The sequence below is a fragment of the Chryseobacterium sp. Leaf394 genome, assembly GCF_001424105.1.
In the GTDB taxonomy this organism is placed as follows: Bacteria; Bacteroidota; Bacteroidia; order Flavobacteriales; family Weeksellaceae; genus Chryseobacterium.
Window position 1 is genome coordinate 295,455 of sequence record NZ_LMQH01000010.1, and the last position, 19,961, is coordinate 315,415.

The window sequence follows — 19,961 nt, forward strand, 5'->3', positions numbered from 1 at the left end:
ATAATCAGTTTAAATATACAATTTACTGACGCTCAGAAAAATAAGCAGAACCTTTCATATCTTCCAGTAAAGTAGGATGTTGCGGATTCCAATCCAATAATTTTTTGGTTTCTTCGCTGGAAGTCATGTTATTCAGTTTTGCAAAATGAGCAAACCAGGTGAAGTGTTCTGCTGCTTCCTCTGATGAAATAGAAACAACAGGAATATTCAGTTTTTCCGCAATTTCTGTTGCGATCATTTTAAAAGGAATTCCCTGCTCGGCCACTGCATGATATCTTGTTCCGGTTTCAAAAGGTTTTTCCAAAGCCAGTCGGTACAGTTTCGCAGCATCCAGTCTGTGAACAGCTGGCCAAAAATTATTTCCGTCATCAATGACTGCAGAAATTCCCTTTTCTTTTGCAATTTTGATGGCTAAAGGCACAAAACCGATTTTATCACCTTCACCATGAACAGAAGGCGACAGTCTCACGACTGCTACTTTTACGCCTTTTGCAGCGACAGCATCAGCGGCATTTTCTGTCGCTATTCTTGGATGTGGATTGTTTGCCGAACAGTCTTTTTCTGTAGTTATTCCATCTTTCGAAAAAAGTGCAGTTCCGGATGTGATCAGAAATGGTTTTTCTGTTCCGACCAAAGCCTCACCAATAGCTTCGATGACCTGACCGTCAAGTCTGCACATTTCCTCGAATCTTGCAAAGTCATGCACAAATCCTAAATGAATCACGGCATCAGAAATTTCCGCTCCCGATTTCAAAATTTCAAAATCATTCAGATCGCCACGGTGTGCTTCTGCTCCTGAAGTAATCAATTTATTGGCTGATTCTTCCGAACGTGCCAGACCTAAGACCTGATGGCCATTAGCCAATAATTCCTGCACCACGGCAGTTCCTACGAAACCTGTGGCACCTGTAACAAATACTTTCATTTTAATATTATTTTATGATGCAAAGTTCAGTTTTCGCAACATGAACAGTGTATCCAAAAAGTATTTTTCTGTAGCCGAAAGATTTTTAAATTACATTTTAATTAAACGACTGCCGAAATTCCAGCGGCGACATTTTCGTTTTCTTTTTAAAAAGCGTACTGAAAGACTGCGAATGCTCAAATCCCAGTTCATATGCAATTTCGCTCACCGATAATTCGGTGGTTGAAAGTTTCTCTTTTGCTTTGCTGATGAGCTTTTCATGGATGTGTTGCTGTGTGTTTTGTCCGGTCTGGATTCTTAGTAAATCACTCAGATAATTCGGCGACAGATTCATCGCTTCAGCAATTTGATGAACCGTTAAAAGTCCTTTTTCTGAAGATTCTTTATCGAAATAATCATTCAGAAACGTTTCAAATTTCGTCAAAAGCTGATGGCTTCCGCTTTTTCGGGTGATAAACTGTCTTTCGTAAAAACGTTTGGAATAATTCAACAATAATTCAATCTGCGATAAGATAATTTCCTGCGTATGCTGGTCGATGTGCTGACATTCTTTATCAATTTTATTCAGAATTTCAAGCAGATCATTTTCTTCATCTTCAGAAAGGTGCAGCGCTTCATTTACGGCATAGGAGAAAAATCCATACGATGAAATTGTTGTTGCCAAGGGCTGTTTCAGAAGAAAATCTTCGTGAAAAATCAACAGATAACCCGTGTTTTCACAATCCATCGTTTTCAAATCGAGATACTGAACCTGATTAGGTGCCGTAAAACTAAGAACACCTTTGTCATAATCGTAATGTTGCTGGCCATATTTTATTTTTCCCGTCGCATTACGTTTCAGTGCAACGCAGTAATAACGGCTCACAAAACCTTTCCAGACCTCATCTTCAATGAAAATGCTTTCAGAAAGATTGATAACACTCACCATCGGATGTTTCGGTTCCGGAAGCGAAAGTAACCTGTGAAATGCCGAGATAGACTGCATGGTGTTCATAACTTTAGATTCTAAATATTAAAGGTAATAATTATTTGATTGCCTAACTACTTTGTTAAATTTGGGCAGCTTCATCCGCCTTCCGCTCCCAATATTTTTTGCAGACAATTTTAGTTTAGTTGAACTTTAGAAGCTGGCAAAAAAGGATTTCCGCTCAAGTCGGGCTGCAATCGTATTGCGTTTTAAACAAACCTCATAGGTTTTCAAAACCTATGAGGTTTACATCTTCGAATCGCCACGAATAAATCAATAATCCAAAAGTCCCATCCCAAATTCATCGTAAGTGGCTCCCGTATCCGTTCCCAAAGGTACAATACTTTCCAGCTTCTGAATATCAGAATCACCTAAGACAATTTTACTGGCTTCAATATTCTGCTCAAGATATTTTCTGCGTTTCGTCCCCGGAATCGGAACAATTCCTTTGCTGATAATCCACGCCAAAGCCAGTTGTGAAGCAGTAATTTCATTTTCCTTCGCCAGATTTTCAATCGCTTCCACAAGTTCAATATTTTTGTGGAAATGCTGTTCCTGAAATCTTGGAATTCCTCTTCTGAAATCGTTTTCCGGCAAATCATCAATCGAACGAATCTGTCCGGATAAAAATCCTCTTCCCAAGGGAGAATACGCCACAAAACCAATTCCCAGTTCATTTAAAGTTTTAATAACGCCTTTTTCTTCAACCGTTCTTTCAAAAAGAGAATATTCACTTTGAACTGCTGTGATTGGATGAACTGCGTGCGCTTTTCTCACAGTTTCAGACGAAACTTCCGACAAACCAATGTAACCGATTTTTCCTTCCTTCACCAAATCACTCATCGCACCAACCGTTTCTTCCACCGGAACATTTTTATCAAGACGGTGCATATAATATAAGTCGATGTAATCAGTTTTCAGATTTTTTAGCGAACGGTCAACCGATTTTTTCACATAATCTCTCTGTCCGTTGATTTTCCATGTGACCTGTTCGTTGTCATCGATTTCCCAACCGAATTTTGTGGCAAGAATGTAATTGTCACGATTCCCTTCAATGGCTTTTGCAATTAACCGTTCATTGGCAAACGGTCCGTACAGATCTGCCGTGTCGAGAAAGTTTCCTCCCAGTTCCAAAGAGCGGTGAATGGTTGCAATCGCTTCCTGCTCATCTGTTTTGCCATACATATCAGCATCTCCAAAACCGGTCATTCCCATGCATCCCAGACCAATATTCGGGATGATTAATCCCTGACTTCCTAATTTTACCTGATTCAATTTCATTTTGTTGATTTTTATTGATACAAAATTCAGCACAAATTAATAATTGAATGTATGCAAAATGAAGATTGTCGTATGCAAATTACGGATTCGCTATTCCTTAATCTAAATTTTAATTGATTATTTAGAATGATTCAAAATATGATAAAAGTCAGTTATTTTTTTGTCATCTGAAAATTTCTTTTTAATTTTACCTAACAAATGTTAGTTAGTTTATGGATTTTGCAGTTGAATATTTAAAACTTGACCAGCTGAGAGCTCTTCAGTCTGATAGACTGAAGGATTTGGTGGTTTATCTTGAAGAGAAGTCAGATTTTTATAAAGGAAAATTTGATGAATTAGGAATTTCAAATCAGGATATCAGGACCATTGAAGATATTTCCAAACTTCCTATCACTTACAAACAGGATTTAAGAGACAATTATCCTTTCGGACTTTTTACCGTTCCGAAAAATGAACTGCAGAGAATTCACTGTTCGAGCGGAACAACAGGAAAACCGACAGTCGTTGGCTATACTGAAGAAGACGTTGATCTTTTCAGCGAAGTGGTGGCCAGATCATTAAATGCAGCCGGAGCAAAACCGGGAATGCAGTTACATAACGCTTACGGTTACGGAATTTTCACTGGAGGACTTGGACTTCATTATGGTGCAGAAAAATTAGGAATGAGTGTTCTTCCAATCTCCGGAGGGATGACTTCAAGACAGGTTGATCTCATTATCGATTTTCAGCCGGAAGTTCTTTGTTGCTCGCCTTCTTACGCACTAACCATCGCTGATGAATTTGCCAATAGAGGAATCTCGGCAGACGAAATCAGTTTAAAATATGCCGTTTTAGGTTCAGAACCCTGGACGGAAATTATCAGACATCACATCGAGGAAAGACTGGGTGTTCATGCAACCAATATTTATGGTTTAAGTGAAATTATAGGTCCCGGAGTTTCGATGGAAGATTTTGAAGAAAAAGGTGGCTCTTATATTTGGGAAGATCATTTTTATCCTGAAATTTTAGATCCTATTACCAGAGAACCGCTACCTTACGGTGAAGAAGGTGTGTTGGTGATCACTACTTTAACTAAAAAAGCGATGCCGCTTCTCCGTTACTGGACGAATGATATTACAAGTCTGTACTACGACGAGAATGCCAAACGAACCATGGTTAAAATGAAACCGATTCTGGGCAGAGCCGATGATATGCTGATTGTAAGAGGCGTAAATGTCTACCCAAGTCAGATTGAGGAAGCTTTTTCTCATGTAAAAGGTGTGGTTCCGAATTATTATTTGACTCCGATTGAGAAAGAACAGATGTGTGTGGCACTCGACATCGACGTAGAAATTGATGATGAATTGGTGACCTCAGAAAATTTAAATATAAATTCAGATGAATATCTTATTTTCGCAGGAAATTTTGGGAAAAGCATCGAAAATGAAATAAAAAAGAGGGTAGGAATTACCACTAAAGTGAAAATTCATGCTCAGGACAGCTTACCGAAATGCGAAGGTGGAAAAATTAACAGAATACTAAAGACAAAATGAATTCATTTTATAAATTAAAAACTGTAAAAGTTCAGAAAGATACCAATGATGCGGTGAATGTAGCATTGGAAATTCCTGAGGAGCTGAAGGATAAATTCAGGTTCAAACAGGGGCAGTATCTGAATTTTAAACTGATGGTTAACGGTAATGAAGAGCGCCGTTCTTATTCTATCTGCAATGCACCGAGCGAAAAAAGCAATACGCTTGAAGTTTTGGTGAAGCTTTTGGAAGGCGGAAGAGTTTCCGGATATTTCAATGAGCATCTGCACATGGATGAGGTTTTGGAAGTGATGCCTCCGATGGGCGGTTTTAATACTTCTTATCATCCAACCAACACAAAAACCTACGTTGGATTGGCTGCAGGAAGTGGAATTAGTCCGATTCTTTCTAATTTGAAGGAAAGTCTTTACCAGGAACCGAATTCCAACGCATATCTTTTCTACAGCAACAGAAGCATGAATCATGTGATGAAAAAAGCTGAGATTGATAAGTTGGTTGAGCAGTTTAACGGAAGACTTAAAGTAGTTTATCTGGTAAGCCGTGAAAAACATGCTGACCCGATTTTTGAGGGAAGAATTTCTCCTGAAAAACTGGATCATTTATTTGAAAGATATACAGACATCGACGTGAAGGAAGCTACTTATTTTATTTGTGGGCCTTCGGAAATGATTAAAGGGATTTCTGATTATTTAAAGAAAGACAAAAAAGTTCCGGCGATTCAGGTTCTGTTTGAATATTTCTCGGCTCCGGATGAAGAAGATTCTGCGGAAATGAGTGATGAATTCAAGGCCATTGCCAATATTGAAAGTATGGTAACGGTGATTATCGATGATGATGAATATTCGTTCCATTTGAATTCAAAAAAAGAGAGTATCTTAGATAAAGCATTGAAAGACAATCTTCCAGTGCCTTTTGCCTGCAAAGGAGGAGTTTGCTGTACGTGTAAAGCGGAAGTTCTCGAAGGAGAAGTTTTCATGGAGAAAAATTTCGCATTAACCGAAGATGAAGTAGCCAGAGGTTTTGTTCTGACTTGCCAGTGTCACCCGACAACGAATGTGGTGATGCTAAATTATGATGTTTAATTAAATTAATGTAACAATATATTAATTTACCAATGTAACAATCATTGGTACATTGTTAGACTGATACATTGTTAAATTGGAAAAATTATGGACTTAGAAAAATTCGTACAATACGTACACGACGAAAATAAAGTAGAACCAAAAGATGTAATGCCTGATGATTACAGAAAATTATTGGTTCGTCAGATTTCACAGCACGCACATTCTGAGATTGTCGGGATGTTGCCAGAAGCTAACTGGGTTTCGAGAGCACCTTCACTGAGAAGAAAAATGGCGCTTTTGGCTAAAGTTCAGGATGAGGCAGGTCATGGGTTATACCTTTATTCTGCCACCGAAACTTTAGGAAACGGAACCATCAGAGCCGACAGAGATGCTACCTACGAAGATATGTTGGAAGGAAAAGCAAAATATTCAAGTATTTTCAATTACCCAACTTTAAGCTGGGCCGATATCGGTGCCATCGGTTGGTTGGTTGATGGTGCAGCGATTATGAATCAGGTGATGTTGATGGGGAATTCTTATGGTCCTTACTCAAGAGCGATGGTGAAAATCTGTAAGGAAGAATCTTTCCACCAAAGACAGGGGTATGAGATTTTAATGGCACTTTGCCGTGGTACAAAACAGCAGAAAGAAATGGCTCAGGCTTCGTTAAACCGTTTCTGGTGGCCGGCTTTAATGATGTTTGGCCCGAATGATGACAGTTCGCCCAACTCTAAAATCTCTATGAACTACAGAGTCAAAAGAGAAAGCAACGACAGTCTACGTCAGAGATTTATCGACGTTACGGTTTCTCAGGCTGAATTTTTAGGCTTAACCGTTCCGGATAAAGATTTAAAATGGAACGAGGAAAGACAGCATTATGATTTCGGAGAACTTCCATGGGATGAATTTATGGAAATCTTAAAAGGAAACGGTCCTGCAAACAAAAAAAGACTGCAGACCAAAGTAAAAGCACAGCAGGAGAACCTTTGGGTAAAAGAAGCGGCGAAAGCTTTTGCTGAAAAGCAAACTACTAATGTATAAATGAAAATTGATAAATATACTCAGATAACAGGCTTAAAAATTTTAATTCAAAGTTTACCCTACATTGGTACTCCACTCAATGAGTTTTTATTTGAGCATCGAGGGCGAATCAAACAAGATAGAATTAATAATTTTGTTCAGAATCTCAAAGATTATTTGGAAACGATTAATGAAAATGTGATTAATAGCGAGTATATTAATTCTGAAGAATTTGGGGATATTTTTGAAACAATACTGGAAAAAATATCAAGAACTGAAAGTGATGAAAAATTAAAAAGATTTAAGCAAATTTTAGTTAGACAAATTGAAGTTCCTGAAAGAAGAGAATACATTGAATCTTTTTTAGATATTATTTCAAAGATAACAGATAAACAATTCGAGATATTGATTCTACATGATAAACATATTGAGGATTATCAAAAAATCGTAGAAAGGTCAAGAGAAATTGATAACTCTGAATTTTCTAATTCAAGATTTGCAGATCATGTTTATTCACATGAAAGAAAAGAGTTAGATGATAAAAAAGAAGATTTGGAGAAGAAGTTTTTAGGAGAGGGAAATTATAATATTGATAAAAAAGAATATTTGTTTTTGGTACAAGATTTAATTTCAAAATCTCTTTTATACGATGCTGGAATTGGGGGAATAGGGACAAGACCATTTGAGAGAGTTTTAATAACAGATTATGGTCAATCGTTCATAAAATATGTTTCAGAAAAATAATTTAATCTAAAATTTAGAATTTAAAATAAAAAATAAATGAGTCAATTAGATATGTGGGAAGTGTTTATTCAGACTAAACCGGGATTATCTCACAAACACGTTGGAATTGTACAGGCACCAACAGCAGAAATGGCTTTGCAGAACGCAAGAGACGTTTATACAAGAAGAAAAGAAGGAACTTCGGTTTGGGTAGTTCCAAGTAAATATATTGTGACTTCAGAAGGAATCGACAAAGAAGCTTTCTTTGATCCGGCAGACGACAAATTGTACCGTCACCCGACATTCTACGACATTCCAAACGATGTGAAAAATATGTAAAACAGCGAATGGCTGTTAGCTGCTGGCAATTGACCAAAAGCTAGACGCCAAAAGCCAAAAGCTAAAATAATGAACCCATTATATAATTATTTATTAAAACTAGCAGACGACAGTTTCATCATGGGACAGCGTCTGTCTGCGTGGTGCGGTGAAGGTCCTTATCTGGAGGAAGATATTGCTTTGACGAACATTGCTTTGGATGAGCTTGGACAAGCCAACAACTTTTACGTGTACGCTTCGAGAGTCGCCGACAACGGTAAAAGTGAAGATGATTTGGCTTTCCTGAGATACGAGCACGAATATCTGAATGCACACTGGACAGAACTTCCCAACGAAGATTATGCTCAGACGATTTTGAAAGTGTATGTTTTCGCAGTGTATCAAAAATTGATGTATGAAGCTTTGTCAAATTCTACAAACGAAGAACTATCGGCTATTGCTCAGAAATCTCTGAAAGAAGTTAGATATCATTACACGCACGCTGCGTCATGGATGAAAATTTTCGGCCAGGGAACTGAAGAAAGCAAAATGCGTCTTGAAAGATCCATCGAAAATATCTGGGAATATACCAAAGGTTTATTTGCAAAAACAGAAGGCGAGGATGATTTAATTGCTTTAAACATCGCTCCGAATGTTGATGCTTTGTATGAAGATTTTGTAGCGATTACCACCAAAGATTTTGCAGATTTCGGTTTGGAATATCCAACAAATCCTTTCATGCAGCCAAAATCAAGAACAGGTTATCACACAGAATACTTTGGATTTATCCTTTGCGAACTGCAGTATATGCAGAGAGCATATCCGGGATGTACGTGGTAGTAAAAATGTACCAATATACCAATCTAACAGTCTAGTGATGATTGTTACATTGATACACTGTTAAATTGTTAGATTTGAAATTGAAAAATCCTTTAGAAATATTAGAATTAGTTCCCGATCCGGAAATTCCGGTGATCAATATCGTGGAATTGGGTATTGTAAGAGAAGCGAAAGTTACCAGCGAAAATTCTTGCGAAGTGACGATTACGCCGACTTATTCTGCCTGTCCCGCTATGTTTACCATTGAGGAAGATATTATCAAGATCATGAAGGAAAACGGTTGGGACGCTAAAGTGGTCACCAAAATGTTTCCAATCTGGACAACAGACTGGTTGACGGATGAAGCGAGAGAAAAACTCCGTGTTTACGGAATTACACCTCCCGAAAAAGGAGCCGACGAAAACCATATCGGGAAACCTAAGAAATGTCCACGCTGCGGCTCGATGAATTCAAAACAGATCAGCAGATTCGGATCTACTTTATGTAAGGCTTCGTACCAATGTTTAGACTGTCTGGAGCCGTTTGATTATTTTAAATGTCATTAAATTAATGTAACAATTCAGCAATGTAAAAATGTAACAATTTTGAATGCAGTAAATATTGTTATACTGCTAAACTGATACATTGCTACATTTTTTATCTGTAAATTTACATTAATCATAAAAATTAATACTATGTACACACAACTCGATATTGAATCGCATTTTGACGGAAAATTAAAAATCGCTTACCTTAATCAGCCTGATACAATGAATGCTTTAACGAAGCCATCATTGGCAGACCTGAAAGATTTTGTAAAGGAATGCAGCAATGATCCAGCGGTTAGATGTGTGGCGATTTCAGGAAGAGGAAGAGCATTCTGTTCCGGTCAGAATCTTGACGATGCTTTCGTTCAGGGAAATGACCATCATGATGACGATATTATCAGAAGAATTGTGACCGACTATTACAACCCTTTAGTACTGGAAATTACGCGTTGCAAAAAACCTGTCGTTGCTTTGGTCAACGGTCCTGCAGTAGGAGCCGGTGCGATGTTGGCATTGATTTGCGACTTCGTTTTAGCGAATGATAAAGCTTATTTTGCACAGGCATTTTCCAATATCGGATTGATTCCGGATACAGGCGGAACGTATTTCTTACCTAAATTATTAGGAAGACAATTGGCGAATTATTTAGCATTTACAGGCAAAAAACTATCTGCTGAAGAATCAAAATCATACGGTTTGGTAGCTGAGGTTTTCACTGAAGAAGAATTTAATTCAAAATCAATGGAAATTTTAGAAAAAGTTTCTAATATGCCGACCATTGGTTTAAAATTAACCAAGAAAGCTTTCGCCGCTTCTTACAATAATTCATTGAAAGATCAATTGGAATTGGAAGGCGATTTGCAACAGGAAGCCGCAGAAACAGAAGACTTCAAAGAGGGTGTACAGGCCTTTTTACAAAAAAGAAAACCTGAATATAAAGGAAAATAAAAAACTTGTATCATGTAAGAAAGTAAAATGTACAACGTACTTTAAAATACTTTTTACATGATACATTTTACATTATACAACATGAGAAATGTAGGAATTATCGGTGCCGGAACGATGGGAATTGGCATCGCACAAGTAGCCGCAACCAACGGATGCAAAGTTTGGGTCTATGACGCCAACGCAAAACAGGTAGAAACGGCAACCGTAGGTCTGGAAAAAACACTGACCAAATTGGTGGACAAGCAGAAAATTTCATCGGAGAAAATGGTTGAAATTTTATCTAATATTTCCATCGCTACAGAACTGAAGGACTTCAAAGATTGCGAACTCGTCATCGAAGCCATCATCGAAAATAAAGAAATCAAAACAAAAGTTTTCACAGAATTAGAGCAACATGTTTCTGAAAGCTGTGTGATTGCTTCCAATACATCATCCATTTCCATTACCTCTCTCGGTGCAGAACTGCAAAAACCGGAGCGTTTCATCGGAATTCACTTTTTCAATCCGGCCCCTCTGATGCCCTTGGTTGAAATTATTCCATCTCTTTTGACAGAAAAATCTTTAGCTGAAAAAATGTACAGCCTCATGAAAGATTGGGGTAAAGTTTCTGTGATTGCCAAAGATATCCCAGGATTTATCGTTAACAGAATTGCGCGTCCTTTTTACGGAGAAGGTTTGAGAATTGTTGAAGAAAACATCGCAACGGTAGAACAGGTTGATGACGCAATGAAAACATTAGGTAACTTCAAAATGGGACCTTTTGAGCTGATGGATTTAATTGGTGTTGATGTCAATTTCTCTGTAACAAAAACAGTTTACAACGAGTATTTCTACGATCCAAAATACAAGCCATCTCTTCTTCAGCAGAGAATGTCTGAAGCCAAGCTTCATGGCAGAAAAACAGGAAAAGGATTCTATGATTATGCTGACGGAGCTGTAAAAACTGAACCAACGAAAGACGAAGCACTGTATCAGCAAATATTTTTAAGAATTATTTCAATGCTCATCAATGAAGCAGTTGAAGCCAAAAGATTAGGCATTGCCAACGATGAAGATCTCGAATTAGCCATGCAGAAAGGTGTCAATTATCCAAAAGGATTGCTGGCTTGGGGAAAAGAAATAGGATATGAAAAAATCTCTGAAACCCTACAGAATCTTTACGGAGAATATCAGGAAGAGAGATACAGACAAAGCCCATTGCTGCGAAAATTAAATTAGATAATCAGATAATTTGAAAATGTGCTCATTTGCAAATTAATTTCTCATTTTCAAATTGGATCAATTTATAAATTAAAAGTATGACTCAGAAAAAAATACTCTCAGCTTTCGCAGTAGCACTGTTCTCGACGGTATTTGTGGGAGGTATATTTTACTTAACTGACAATCGTTTTAAAACCACGGAAGATGATAAAATGTTCAGTTGGGGATTTGTAGTAATATATTTTTCAGGAATGTTCATCGTAAGTCTTTTCAGTGAAAGACTGATGAAGTTGTTCAAAAAAAACTGATTGAAAACTTACAAAAAGTAATTTTGGATGGATTTAAACAGCTTCAAAGCCGAATTGGAAACAAGACTTTCCATCGAAAAAGAATATATTATTGAGGAACTTCCGACAGCCAAGGATGAAGAAAAGCTGGATTTGTTAGGGAAATTCAACGAGAAATACAGAGAGCTCATTAAACGGATTGCTTGTGAAGAAGGAATAGATTTAAATGCTCTTGATGCCTCAGAAAATTCAGCAGATCATCTCACTATTGAACAGGTAATTTTAGGGAAAACGATGAGTATATATGACAAGCTGGCTGATGAATTATATGAGGTAATAACAGACAGATACTAAATAAAAATTAAATTTTAGACAATAAGTAGGATTTTAAGGACGATGCTTAAAAGGATTTTTACATTAAAGAATTTTCTGAAGTCATTGATGAGAGCTTTGATCTTTGTTATAGCTTTTTTTCTGCTCAAACTTCTTCTGTATTATGTAGGCTGGGAGGACGAAAATGGTATTAACATCATTGGTTTTACAATCTATTTCACAGGCATTTTTTTAATGTATTTTATTTTAGATGGCAGAGATTATTCATGGAGAGATGTGGTTAAATTTAAAAAATAAATAACAATTAATGAATCCGAGACAGGTTGTAGATTATATGATGGAGAAAGATTATTTCTCCCAATTTTTAGGAATCAAAATCATTGATATTAAAAAGAATTACGCTTTAATTGAAATGGAAATCACTAAACAGATGCTCAACGGCCTGGGAACAGTTCACGGCGGAGTAACCTTCGCTTTCGCTGATTCAGCATTTGCTTTTTCCTCCAACAACGATGGAAATGCAGCTGTCGCATTGAGCGTGACCATCAATTTCACCAAAGCCGGACGAGAAGGTGATATTTTCAGAGCCGAAAGTGTTTTGGTAAACGATACCAGAAAAACAGCGATCTACGACATTAAGATTAGCAACCAGAACAATGATTTGGTTGCAAAATTTGTCGGAACGGTTTATAAGATCGGAAAAAAAGTGGTCGAACTTTAAATTTATTTGATGAGATATTTTGCGTCGTTTATTTTAGTTTTTTTAATAAGTTTTGTCAATGCTCAAAAACAACAGGTTAATGAAAACCTTAAGAAAGAGTTAGATGAAATGCTTAGATTAGATCAAACTTACAGAAGATTATTCGACCATGGTATTACTGCTGAGAAAAAAAGTGAGATTCTCAAAGAATTAAATATCGATGAAAAGGATTTTGAGGAAAAACAATGGCAATTAGTCGTGGACATAGACAGTCTGAATATGCAGAAAATTGAACAGATTATTTCTCAATACGGCTATCCTGGAAAATCTCTCGTTGGAGAACCTACAAATCAATCCGCTTGGTATGTCATCCAACATTCAAATAAGATCGGTAAATATTTACCAATGATTAAAAAGGCGGGAAAAGAAAAAGAAATACCCTTTACTCTAGCTGCGATGATGGAAGACAGATTCTTAATGAACAGTGGAAAGGAGCAAATTTATGGAACTCAGGGAGCTGGAGAATTCTTCATTAATAAAAATGGAAAGGAAGATTTTGTGAACTTCATCTGGCCAATAAAAAATGAGAAGAATGTTAATAAATTGCGCAAAGAGACCGGATTTAAAAATACAATTGAAGAAAATGCTAAAGATCTGTTCGGAAAAGATTTCGTTTACAAACCGTTCTCTTTAAAAGAGGCTTTAAAATTAAGAAAACAAGCTTCAAATATTCATTAAATTAAATAGTAATTATACCATTTTCAGATTTTCAAATTAACACATTTTCAAATTAAATAAAATGAACAACGTATATATCGTAGATTACATCAGAACACCAATTTCAAAACTATCCGGTGGCCTTTCAGAAGTTCGTGCCGATGATTTGGCAGCAATCGTCTTAAAAGAAATTGTTGCAAGAAATCCTGAAGTTCCTGTTGAGGAAATTGAGGATGTTATTTTCGGATGTGCCAATCAGGCTGGTGAAGATAACAGAAATGTTGCCAGAATGGGACTTTTATTAGCAGGACTTCCGTACAAAATCGGAGGTGAAACGGTGAACAGACTATGCGCTTCAGGAATGTCGGCGGTGGCAAATGCCTTCCGTTCGATCGCTTCAGGAGAAGGTGAAATTTATATTGCAGGTGGCGTTGAGCACATGACGCGTTCACCTTATGTGATGTCAAAACCAAGTACTGCTTTCGGGAGAGACAGCCAGATGTTTGACACGACTTTCGGATGGAGATTTGTGAATCCCAAAATGAAAGAAATGTACGGTGTAGACACGATGGGAGACACCGCTGAAAATTTGGCAGAAATGCACAACATCAGCCGTGAAGATCAGGATAAATTTGCCCTGTGGTCTCAACAAAAAGCGACTAAAGCTCAGGAAAGCGGAAGACTGGCGGAAGAAATTATAAAAGTTGAAATTCCACAGAGAAAAGGCGAACCGAAAATCTTCGATACAGACGAATTTATCAAACCAACCTCTTCGATGGAAGGATTAGGAAAACTTCGTCCCGCTTTCAGGAAAGATGGTGGAACAGTAACTGCTGGAAACGCTTCTGGAATGAACGATGGTGCTGCTGCTTTAATTTTAGCAAGCGAAGAAGCGGTAAAAAAATATGGTTTAAAACCGAAAGCGAAAATCTTAGGATCATCCGTTGCAGGTGTTGAGCCAAGAATTATGGGAATCGGTCCGGTTGAAGCGACTCAGAAATTGTTGAAAAGATTAAATCTTTCATTAGACGACATGGATGTTATCGAATTGAACGAAGCTTTTGCTGCTCAATCTTTGGCTGTAACCAGAAGTTTAGGTTTAAAAGATGATGATTCAAGAGTGAATCCAAACGGAGGCGCAATTGCTATCGGTCATCCACTTGGAGTTTCGGGAGCAAGAATTATCGGTTCTGCAGCTTTGGAACTTCAGAAACAAGATAAAAAATATGCGTTATGTACTCTTTGTATCGGTGTCGGTCAGGGGTATGCAATGGTAATTGAAAAGGTTTAATTTGAAAATGTGCTAATTTGAGAATTTGAAAATGCTATTTAGAACAGCTATAATTCTTAAATTAATATATCTCACAATTTTCAAATTAACTCATTCTCAAATTTTCAAATTAAAATTATGAATATCTACTCATACCACGGCATTCGCCCCATCATAAAACCATCTGCCTACGTTCATCCGCAGGCGGTGATCATTGGAAATGTGGAAATCGGCGAAGACGTTTATGTCGGTCCTAATGCGGTGATTCGTGGCGACTGGGGTAAAATTATTGTGAAAGACGGTGCGAATGTTCAGGAAAACTGTACCCTTCACGTTTTCCCGGGAATTGAAACCATTTTGGAAGAATCTGCTCACATCGGTCACGGAGCGATTATTCATTCCGGACACATCGGTAGAAATTGCCTGGTTGGAATGAATGCTGTAGTCATGGATAAAGCAGTAATCGGTAATGAGTGTATTATCGGAGCATTAGCCTTTGTTCCTGCAAATTTCAGATGTGATGCGAGAAAATTGATCGTTGGAAGTCCGGCAAAAATTATCCGTGATGTTTCAGATGAAATGATTAAATGGAAAACGGAAGGAACAAAATTGTATCAGGAATTGGCGAGAGAAGGAAGAGATGCCATTCAACTGTGTAAACCTTTTACGGAATATGTTCAGCAAATTCCTACGAAGGTTGTTGATTATGGGATTTGGGATGATGTGAAATAATTTTTACCACTCAATTTAAATATGATTAATAAACTCCTCTTTTTCGCCGCCATTATATTTACATTCCAATTCACGGTTTCTGCCCAGAATGGAACTGTGAAACCATTGACGATTGGGGAAATCAGAATCATAAAATCTGAAATATTAAAAGAAGAAAGAACTCTGAATATCTATCTTCCGCAGAATTTCGATAAAACAAAATCCTATCCTATCATTTATCTTTTGGACGGGAGCATGAATGAAGATTTTATTCATGTAACAGGGTTGGTGCAGTTCTTTAATCAGATGTACGCAATGCCGGAAACGATTGTGGTTGGAATTGCAAATGTTGACAGAAAAAGAGACTTCACTTTTCATACGGATTTAAAGGATTTGCAGAAAGATTATCCTACAACGGGACATTCTGATAAATTCATTAGTTTCCTTGAAAAAGAATTGAAACCTTACATCGAAAGTCAGTTTAAAACTGACAGAACCTATATTTTCGGACAATCTTTGGGTGGACTTTTAGCAACAGAAATTTTACTGAAAAAACCTGAAATGTTCAATAACTATTTTATCATTAGCCCGAGTTTGTGGTGGGATGATGAAAGTCTTTTGAAACAGGCACCGCAATTATTAGCGAAAATTAAGGATACCCAGAAATTTGTTTACATTTCTGTAGGAAAAGGTGAGCATAAAGTAATGGTAAAAGATGCAGAAGATTTCTTTACTGTTCTTCAAAATTCAAATAAGAAAAACTGGAAGGTAGAATATAAAATGATGGAATCAGATAATCACGCAACAATCCTTCACAGAAGTCTTTATGAAGGTTTGGTGAGACTGTTTCCGTATCAGGAACCGAAGTAACCGATTTACTTAAATAATATTTTATAGATGAAATTTAGTTTCTGCATATTTTTTATAATGGTTTTGATTGTAAGTAGCTGTAAATCTACAGCTGTCTATAAAGATATTCCATTCAGTCAAAACACTGCAGGAACTGATATTAAACTCAATATTTTTACACCAAAGAAGGTTGGTGAAAATAATTATCCGGTCTTAATTTTTGTACACGGAGGAAACTGGAATACAGGAAATAAGAAAACCTATACTCTGATGGGTAAAAACTTTGCCCGGAAAAATATTATCGCCGTTATTCCTGATTATACTTTGAGTCCGAATGCTGATGTCGACCAGATGACCAGAGAAATAGCTGCAGCGATACAATTTACAAAAGAAAATGCTCAGAAATATAACGGAGATTCCCGAAAAATATTTGTTTCAGGACACTCAGCGGGCGGTCAGTTGGCGGCTTCTGCAGTGATGAATCCGAAATACCAGATTCTGGAAAATACAGTTTCGGGGATTATTTTAATTGATGCAGCGGGAATAGATATGAAGAATTATCTCGAAAAAAATCCACCGACATCAGAAAGTAATTATGATATCACATGGAGCAAGGATCCACAAAAATGGAAAGAGGCATCTCCAATCTATTTTATCAATGAAAAGACACCGCCTTTTTTAATGTATGTAGGTGAAAAAACGTATCCTTCAATCAAACTGGCGAATGAGAATTTTTTGAAAGCGCTTCATCCTTTCCAACCTAATGTAAAACCTGTTTTCATCAATAAAAAACATATTCCAATGGTGGTACAGTATTTTTTCCCCTGGAGCAAAAGATTTGATGAAACTTTGGAATTTATTGAAACTGTAAAATAATATAAGAATATTTTATTTCAATGATAATGAATGGCATCCTAAAAAATTACTGGATTATAAGTATTATTGCTTTTATTGCAATTAATTTTTTTGGATTTTATTTAATTAAAACTTCACCGGATTTTTTAGATTTATATGAGCACGCAGAATCTGAGGAATTTATTCAAAAGTTTGAGACAAAAGAAAATATTTATTCAATTTTTTTCGGCTTTCTATTTATTTTAGATAGTTGGTTAATATTATTTATTCCTTATCTGATCATTAGAAAAGTTTTGAAAACTAAAATATTAAAATCAAGTAAAAAGTAAAAATCTATATGGAAAAATTAAAAAACTATATCCACGGCGAATGGGTTGAAGGCACCGGAAATGGAATTCCTTTATACAATGCTGTGACGGGAGAGCAGGTTGCCATTTCAGATACAGAAGGGCTGAATTTTGAACAGGCTCTCGATTTCGGAAGAACAGTCGGCTATAAAAATCTTTCATCGATGACATTCTACGATCGTGGTGAAATGTTGAAAAAAGTAGCACTGTATCTTTTGGAAAGAAAGAAAAAATATTACGATTTATCCTATAAAACCGGTGCAACGCACGCAGATTCATGGGTTGATATTGAAGGTGGTTTTGGAACATTTTTCACGTATTCAGGATTGGCAAAAAGAATGCTCCCGAACACACCGTTTTGGGTAGATGGAGAAACTCAGAAAATCTCTGCTAACGGAACTTTCTTAGGAACTCACATTTTAACTCCAAGTGAGGGTGTTTCTGTACAAATCAATGCCTATAATTTTCCTGTTTGGGGAATGTTGGAAAAACTGTCGACTTCTTTGTTGGCGGGTGTTCCTTCAATTGTGAAACCTTCGCCTTACGGTTCTTATTTAACGAATGCTGTTTTTCAGGATATGATTGAAAGTGGAGTTCTTCCAGAAGGGGCACTTCAATTGGTTTGTGGTGAGCCGGGAAATATTCTGGATTACGTTCAGGATGGAGATTCTGTATTATTTACAGGTTCTGCAACAACAGGTAGAAAATTAAAATCTCTATCTTCTGTTTCAGGAAATTCTGTTCGTTTCAACATGGAAGCCGATTCTCTGAACTGTTCAATCCTTGGATTGGATGCAAAACCGGGAACACCGGAATTTGATTTGTTCATCAAAGAAGTTCGTACCGAAATGACAACTAAAGCCGGACAGAAATGTACAGCGATCAGAAGAATTTTGGTTCCTGAAAACTTAATTGGTGATGTTCAGAATGCTCTGTCTAAGGCTTTAGATCAGACAAAAATTGGAAATCCTTTAAGCAGAGAAACGAGAATGGGTTCTTTGGTTGGAAAACAGCAATATGACGAGGTTTTAAGAAAGGTAGATATTCTGAAAACTGAAAACGAACTGATTTATGACGGAAAGCATGAGCTTGTAGATGCAGATTATGACAGTGGCGCATTTATGTCTCCGAAATTGTTCTTAAATGATTCACCATTCACCAAAAATATCTCTCACGATGTCGAGGCTTTCGGTCCGGTTTCTACGTTGATGCCTTACAAAGATGCGGATGAAGCGGCTGCTTTGGCAAAAAGAGGAAAAGGAAGTCTGGTAGGTTCAATCGTTTCTCACGATGAGAAATTCGTAGCCGAAACTTCTTGGAAAATGGCTTCTCAACACGGAAGGATTTTCGTTTTGAACCGCGATAATGCGAAAGAAAGTACAGGTCACGGTTCTCCGCTTCCGACTTTGATGCACGGAGGTCCGGGAAGAGCCGGTGGTGGCGAGGAAATGGGTGGACTGAACGGTCTTCATTTCTTCCTTCAAAAAACGGCGATTCAGGGTTCACCAGATATTTTGACGGCGATTACAAAAGTGTATCAGCAAGGCGCTGAAAAAAAATATTCAGATAAACATCCTTTCCAAAAGTACTTTGAAGAAGTTGAGGTTGGTGATTCTCTGGAAACAGCTGGAAGAACAGTAACCGATGCAGATATTGTGAACTTCTCCAATGTTTCGTGGGATCATTTCTACGCTCATACAGATGCGACAAGTTTATCAGGAACTATTTTCGATAAAACGGTGGCTCACGGATATTTTATCCTTTCCGCAGCAGCCGGATTGTTTGTCTCAGGCAAAAAAGGTCCTGTTATCGCCAATTATGGATTGGAAAACTGTTCGTTCTTCAAACCGGTTTATGCGGGAGATACGATTACCGTTTATTTAACGGCAAAAGAAAAAATCAACCGAGGCGTGAAAGGAAGAAATATTCCTTCAGGCGTGGTAAAATGGTTGGTTGAAGTAGTAAACCAAAGAGATGAGGTGGTTTGCGTCGCAACGATTTTAACGTTGGTTGCTAAACAGTCTCCGTTTATTGATTTTAAAATTCAGAATATTCAGAAAAAATTAAATTCTTTAACTGAAAATACGCAACCCATTTTCGGAGATTTCACCCCACAATTGATGGTTGAACATTTGGAAGAGGTTTTAAGGAATGGTTTCGGCGATCTGAAGCCGGAAGATTTTGATGAAATTCCGGAAGAAAAATTAGAAAAACTTCAGGATTGGCTGTACACCGATAAAAAGATCCGTCCGGGAGCGCAATACCCTTTATGGAAAGAAGGTGAAGTTCCACAGAATAAAAATAAAAATCTGGATGCTGCTAAAACTCAGCTCGTAGAAACACTGAAAGAGTTTACCGTCTATTTCAAGGAAAATCCTTTTGCGGAACATTATAATCCACGATTCGGGCATTTAAATAAAGAGATGATGGAGCTTTTCCAGAGAAAGCATTTTACGCATCATTTTGAGCAGTTTGGACTGGTTTAATTGAATGTAGAAATGTAACAATTTAGCAGTGTAACAATTTTTTGTTACACTGTTTTTTTTT

General features: G+C 37.2%; 20 protein-coding genes and 1 pseudogene. 18 read left to right on the forward strand and 3 right to left on the reverse strand.

Features of this window, described 5'->3' with window-relative positions; genetic code table 11:
* Positions 1-22: 22 nt before the first annotated feature.
* The 3 genes from ASG21_RS04160 to ASG21_RS04170 all read right to left on the reverse strand — a co-directional run bounded on the left by ASG21_RS04160 (position 23) and on the right by ASG21_RS04170 (position 3,173).
* Positions 23-925 (reverse strand): SDR family oxidoreductase, encoded by a 903-nt coding sequence (locus ASG21_RS04160; RefSeq protein ID WP_056076321.1) that lies wholly within the window; start codon positions 923-925, stop codon positions 23-25.
* Between the two features lie 97 nt (positions 926-1,022).
* The gene (locus tag ASG21_RS04165; protein ID WP_056076324.1) at positions 1,023-1,919 is read right to left on the reverse strand and encodes a response regulator transcription factor; all 897 of its coding nucleotides are present in this window, start codon (positions 1,917-1,919) and stop codon (positions 1,023-1,025) included.
* A 246-nt stretch (positions 1,920-2,165) separates the two neighbouring features.
* Entirely contained in the window at positions 2,166-3,173 is a 1,008-nt protein-coding gene (locus ASG21_RS04170; RefSeq protein WP_056076550.1) for an aldo/keto reductase, read from the reverse strand.
* 212 nt (positions 3,174-3,385) lie between these two features.
* Here ASG21_RS04170 and ASG21_RS04175 point away from each other — a divergent pair, with 212 nt between their 5' ends.
* The 18 genes and pseudogenes from ASG21_RS04175 (at position 3,386) to paaZ (ending at position 19,900) form a co-directional block, all read left to right on the forward strand.
* The gene (locus ASG21_RS04175; RefSeq protein ID WP_056076326.1) at positions 3,386-4,705 is read left to right on the forward strand and encodes an AMP-binding protein; all 1,320 of its coding nucleotides are present in this window, start codon (positions 3,386-3,388) and stop codon (positions 4,703-4,705) included.
* Entirely contained in the window at positions 4,702-5,787 is a 1,086-nt protein-coding gene (locus ASG21_RS04180) for a 2Fe-2S iron-sulfur cluster-binding protein (RefSeq protein ID WP_056076329.1), read from the forward strand. The genes ASG21_RS04175 and ASG21_RS04180 overlap by 4 nt, the downstream gene beginning before the upstream one ends.
* A gap of 87 nt (positions 5,788-5,874) precedes the next feature.
* Entirely contained in the window at positions 5,875-6,810 is a 936-nt protein-coding gene (gene paaA / locus ASG21_RS04185) for a 1,2-phenylacetyl-CoA epoxidase subunit PaaA (protein WP_056076331.1), read from the forward strand.
* A complete protein-coding gene (locus tag ASG21_RS04190) occupies positions 6,811-7,533 on the forward strand; it encodes a hypothetical protein (RefSeq protein WP_056076334.1) in 723 nt (240 codons plus the stop codon).
* 36 nt (positions 7,534-7,569) lie between these two features.
* On the forward strand, positions 7,570-7,851 hold the full coding sequence (paaB, locus tag ASG21_RS04195) for a 1,2-phenylacetyl-CoA epoxidase subunit PaaB (protein WP_034703047.1): 282 nt from the start codon (positions 7,570-7,572) through the stop codon (positions 7,849-7,851).
* A gap of 48 nt (positions 7,852-7,899) precedes the next feature.
* A pseudogene (paaC, locus tag ASG21_RS04200) lies at positions 7,900-8,670 on the forward strand (1,2-phenylacetyl-CoA epoxidase subunit PaaC); the annotation flags it as partial.
* 80 nt (positions 8,671-8,750) lie between these two features.
* Entirely contained in the window at positions 8,751-9,215 is a 465-nt protein-coding gene (gene paaD, locus ASG21_RS04205) for a 1,2-phenylacetyl-CoA epoxidase subunit PaaD (protein ID WP_047446914.1), read from the forward strand.
* A 129-nt stretch (positions 9,216-9,344) separates the two neighbouring features.
* Positions 9,345-10,145, forward strand: coding sequence for an enoyl-CoA hydratase-related protein (locus ASG21_RS04210; protein WP_056076339.1), 801 nt, complete (start codon positions 9,345-9,347; stop codon positions 10,143-10,145).
* Positions 10,146-10,202: 57 nt separating this feature from the next.
* Positions 10,203-11,363, forward strand: coding sequence for a 3-hydroxyacyl-CoA dehydrogenase NAD-binding domain-containing protein (locus ASG21_RS04215; protein ID WP_241773449.1), 1,161 nt, complete (start codon positions 10,203-10,205; stop codon positions 11,361-11,363).
* Between the two features lie 80 nt (positions 11,364-11,443).
* Positions 11,444-11,653 carry a hypothetical protein gene (locus ASG21_RS04220; protein WP_056076345.1) on the forward strand — a complete coding sequence of 70 codons (210 nt, stop codon included), beginning with the start codon at positions 11,444-11,446 and terminating at the stop codon, positions 11,651-11,653.
* 27 nt (positions 11,654-11,680) lie between these two features.
* Positions 11,681-11,986: a hypothetical protein gene (locus ASG21_RS04225; RefSeq protein ID WP_056076348.1), complete on the forward strand. Its 306-nt coding sequence runs from the start codon at positions 11,681-11,683 to the stop codon at positions 11,984-11,986.
* A gap of 286 nt (positions 11,987-12,272) precedes the next feature.
* Positions 12,273-12,686: a hydroxyphenylacetyl-CoA thioesterase PaaI gene (gene paaI, locus ASG21_RS04235; protein ID WP_056076354.1), complete on the forward strand. Its 414-nt coding sequence runs from the start codon at positions 12,273-12,275 to the stop codon at positions 12,684-12,686.
* 9 nt (positions 12,687-12,695) lie between these two features.
* On the forward strand, positions 12,696-13,403 hold the full coding sequence (locus ASG21_RS04240) for a DUF6624 domain-containing protein (RefSeq protein WP_056076357.1): 708 nt from the start codon (positions 12,696-12,698) through the stop codon (positions 13,401-13,403).
* Between the two features lie 61 nt (positions 13,404-13,464).
* Positions 13,465-14,673 carry a 3-oxoadipyl-CoA thiolase gene (pcaF, locus tag ASG21_RS04245; RefSeq protein WP_056076360.1) on the forward strand — a complete coding sequence of 403 codons (1,209 nt, stop codon included), beginning with the start codon at positions 13,465-13,467 and terminating at the stop codon, positions 14,671-14,673.
* Between the two features lie 117 nt (positions 14,674-14,790).
* Complete coding sequence (locus ASG21_RS04250; RefSeq protein ID WP_056076363.1) at positions 14,791-15,384, forward strand: transferase hexapeptide repeat family protein; 594 nt, start codon at positions 14,791-14,793, stop codon at positions 15,382-15,384.
* Positions 15,385-15,405: 21 nt separating this feature from the next.
* Positions 15,406-16,233 (forward strand): alpha/beta hydrolase-fold protein, encoded by an 828-nt coding sequence (locus ASG21_RS04255; protein ID WP_056076367.1) that lies wholly within the window; start codon positions 15,406-15,408, stop codon positions 16,231-16,233.
* A 57-nt stretch (positions 16,234-16,290) separates the two neighbouring features.
* Positions 16,291-17,088 carry an alpha/beta hydrolase gene (locus ASG21_RS04260; protein ID WP_241773450.1) on the forward strand — a complete coding sequence of 266 codons (798 nt, stop codon included), beginning with the start codon at positions 16,291-16,293 and terminating at the stop codon, positions 17,086-17,088.
* 316 nt (positions 17,089-17,404) lie between these two features.
* Positions 17,405-19,900: a phenylacetic acid degradation bifunctional protein PaaZ gene (gene paaZ, locus ASG21_RS04270; protein ID WP_056076378.1), complete on the forward strand. Its 2,496-nt coding sequence runs from the start codon at positions 17,405-17,407 to the stop codon at positions 19,898-19,900.
* The last annotated feature ends 61 nt before the right edge of the window (positions 19,901-19,961 follow it).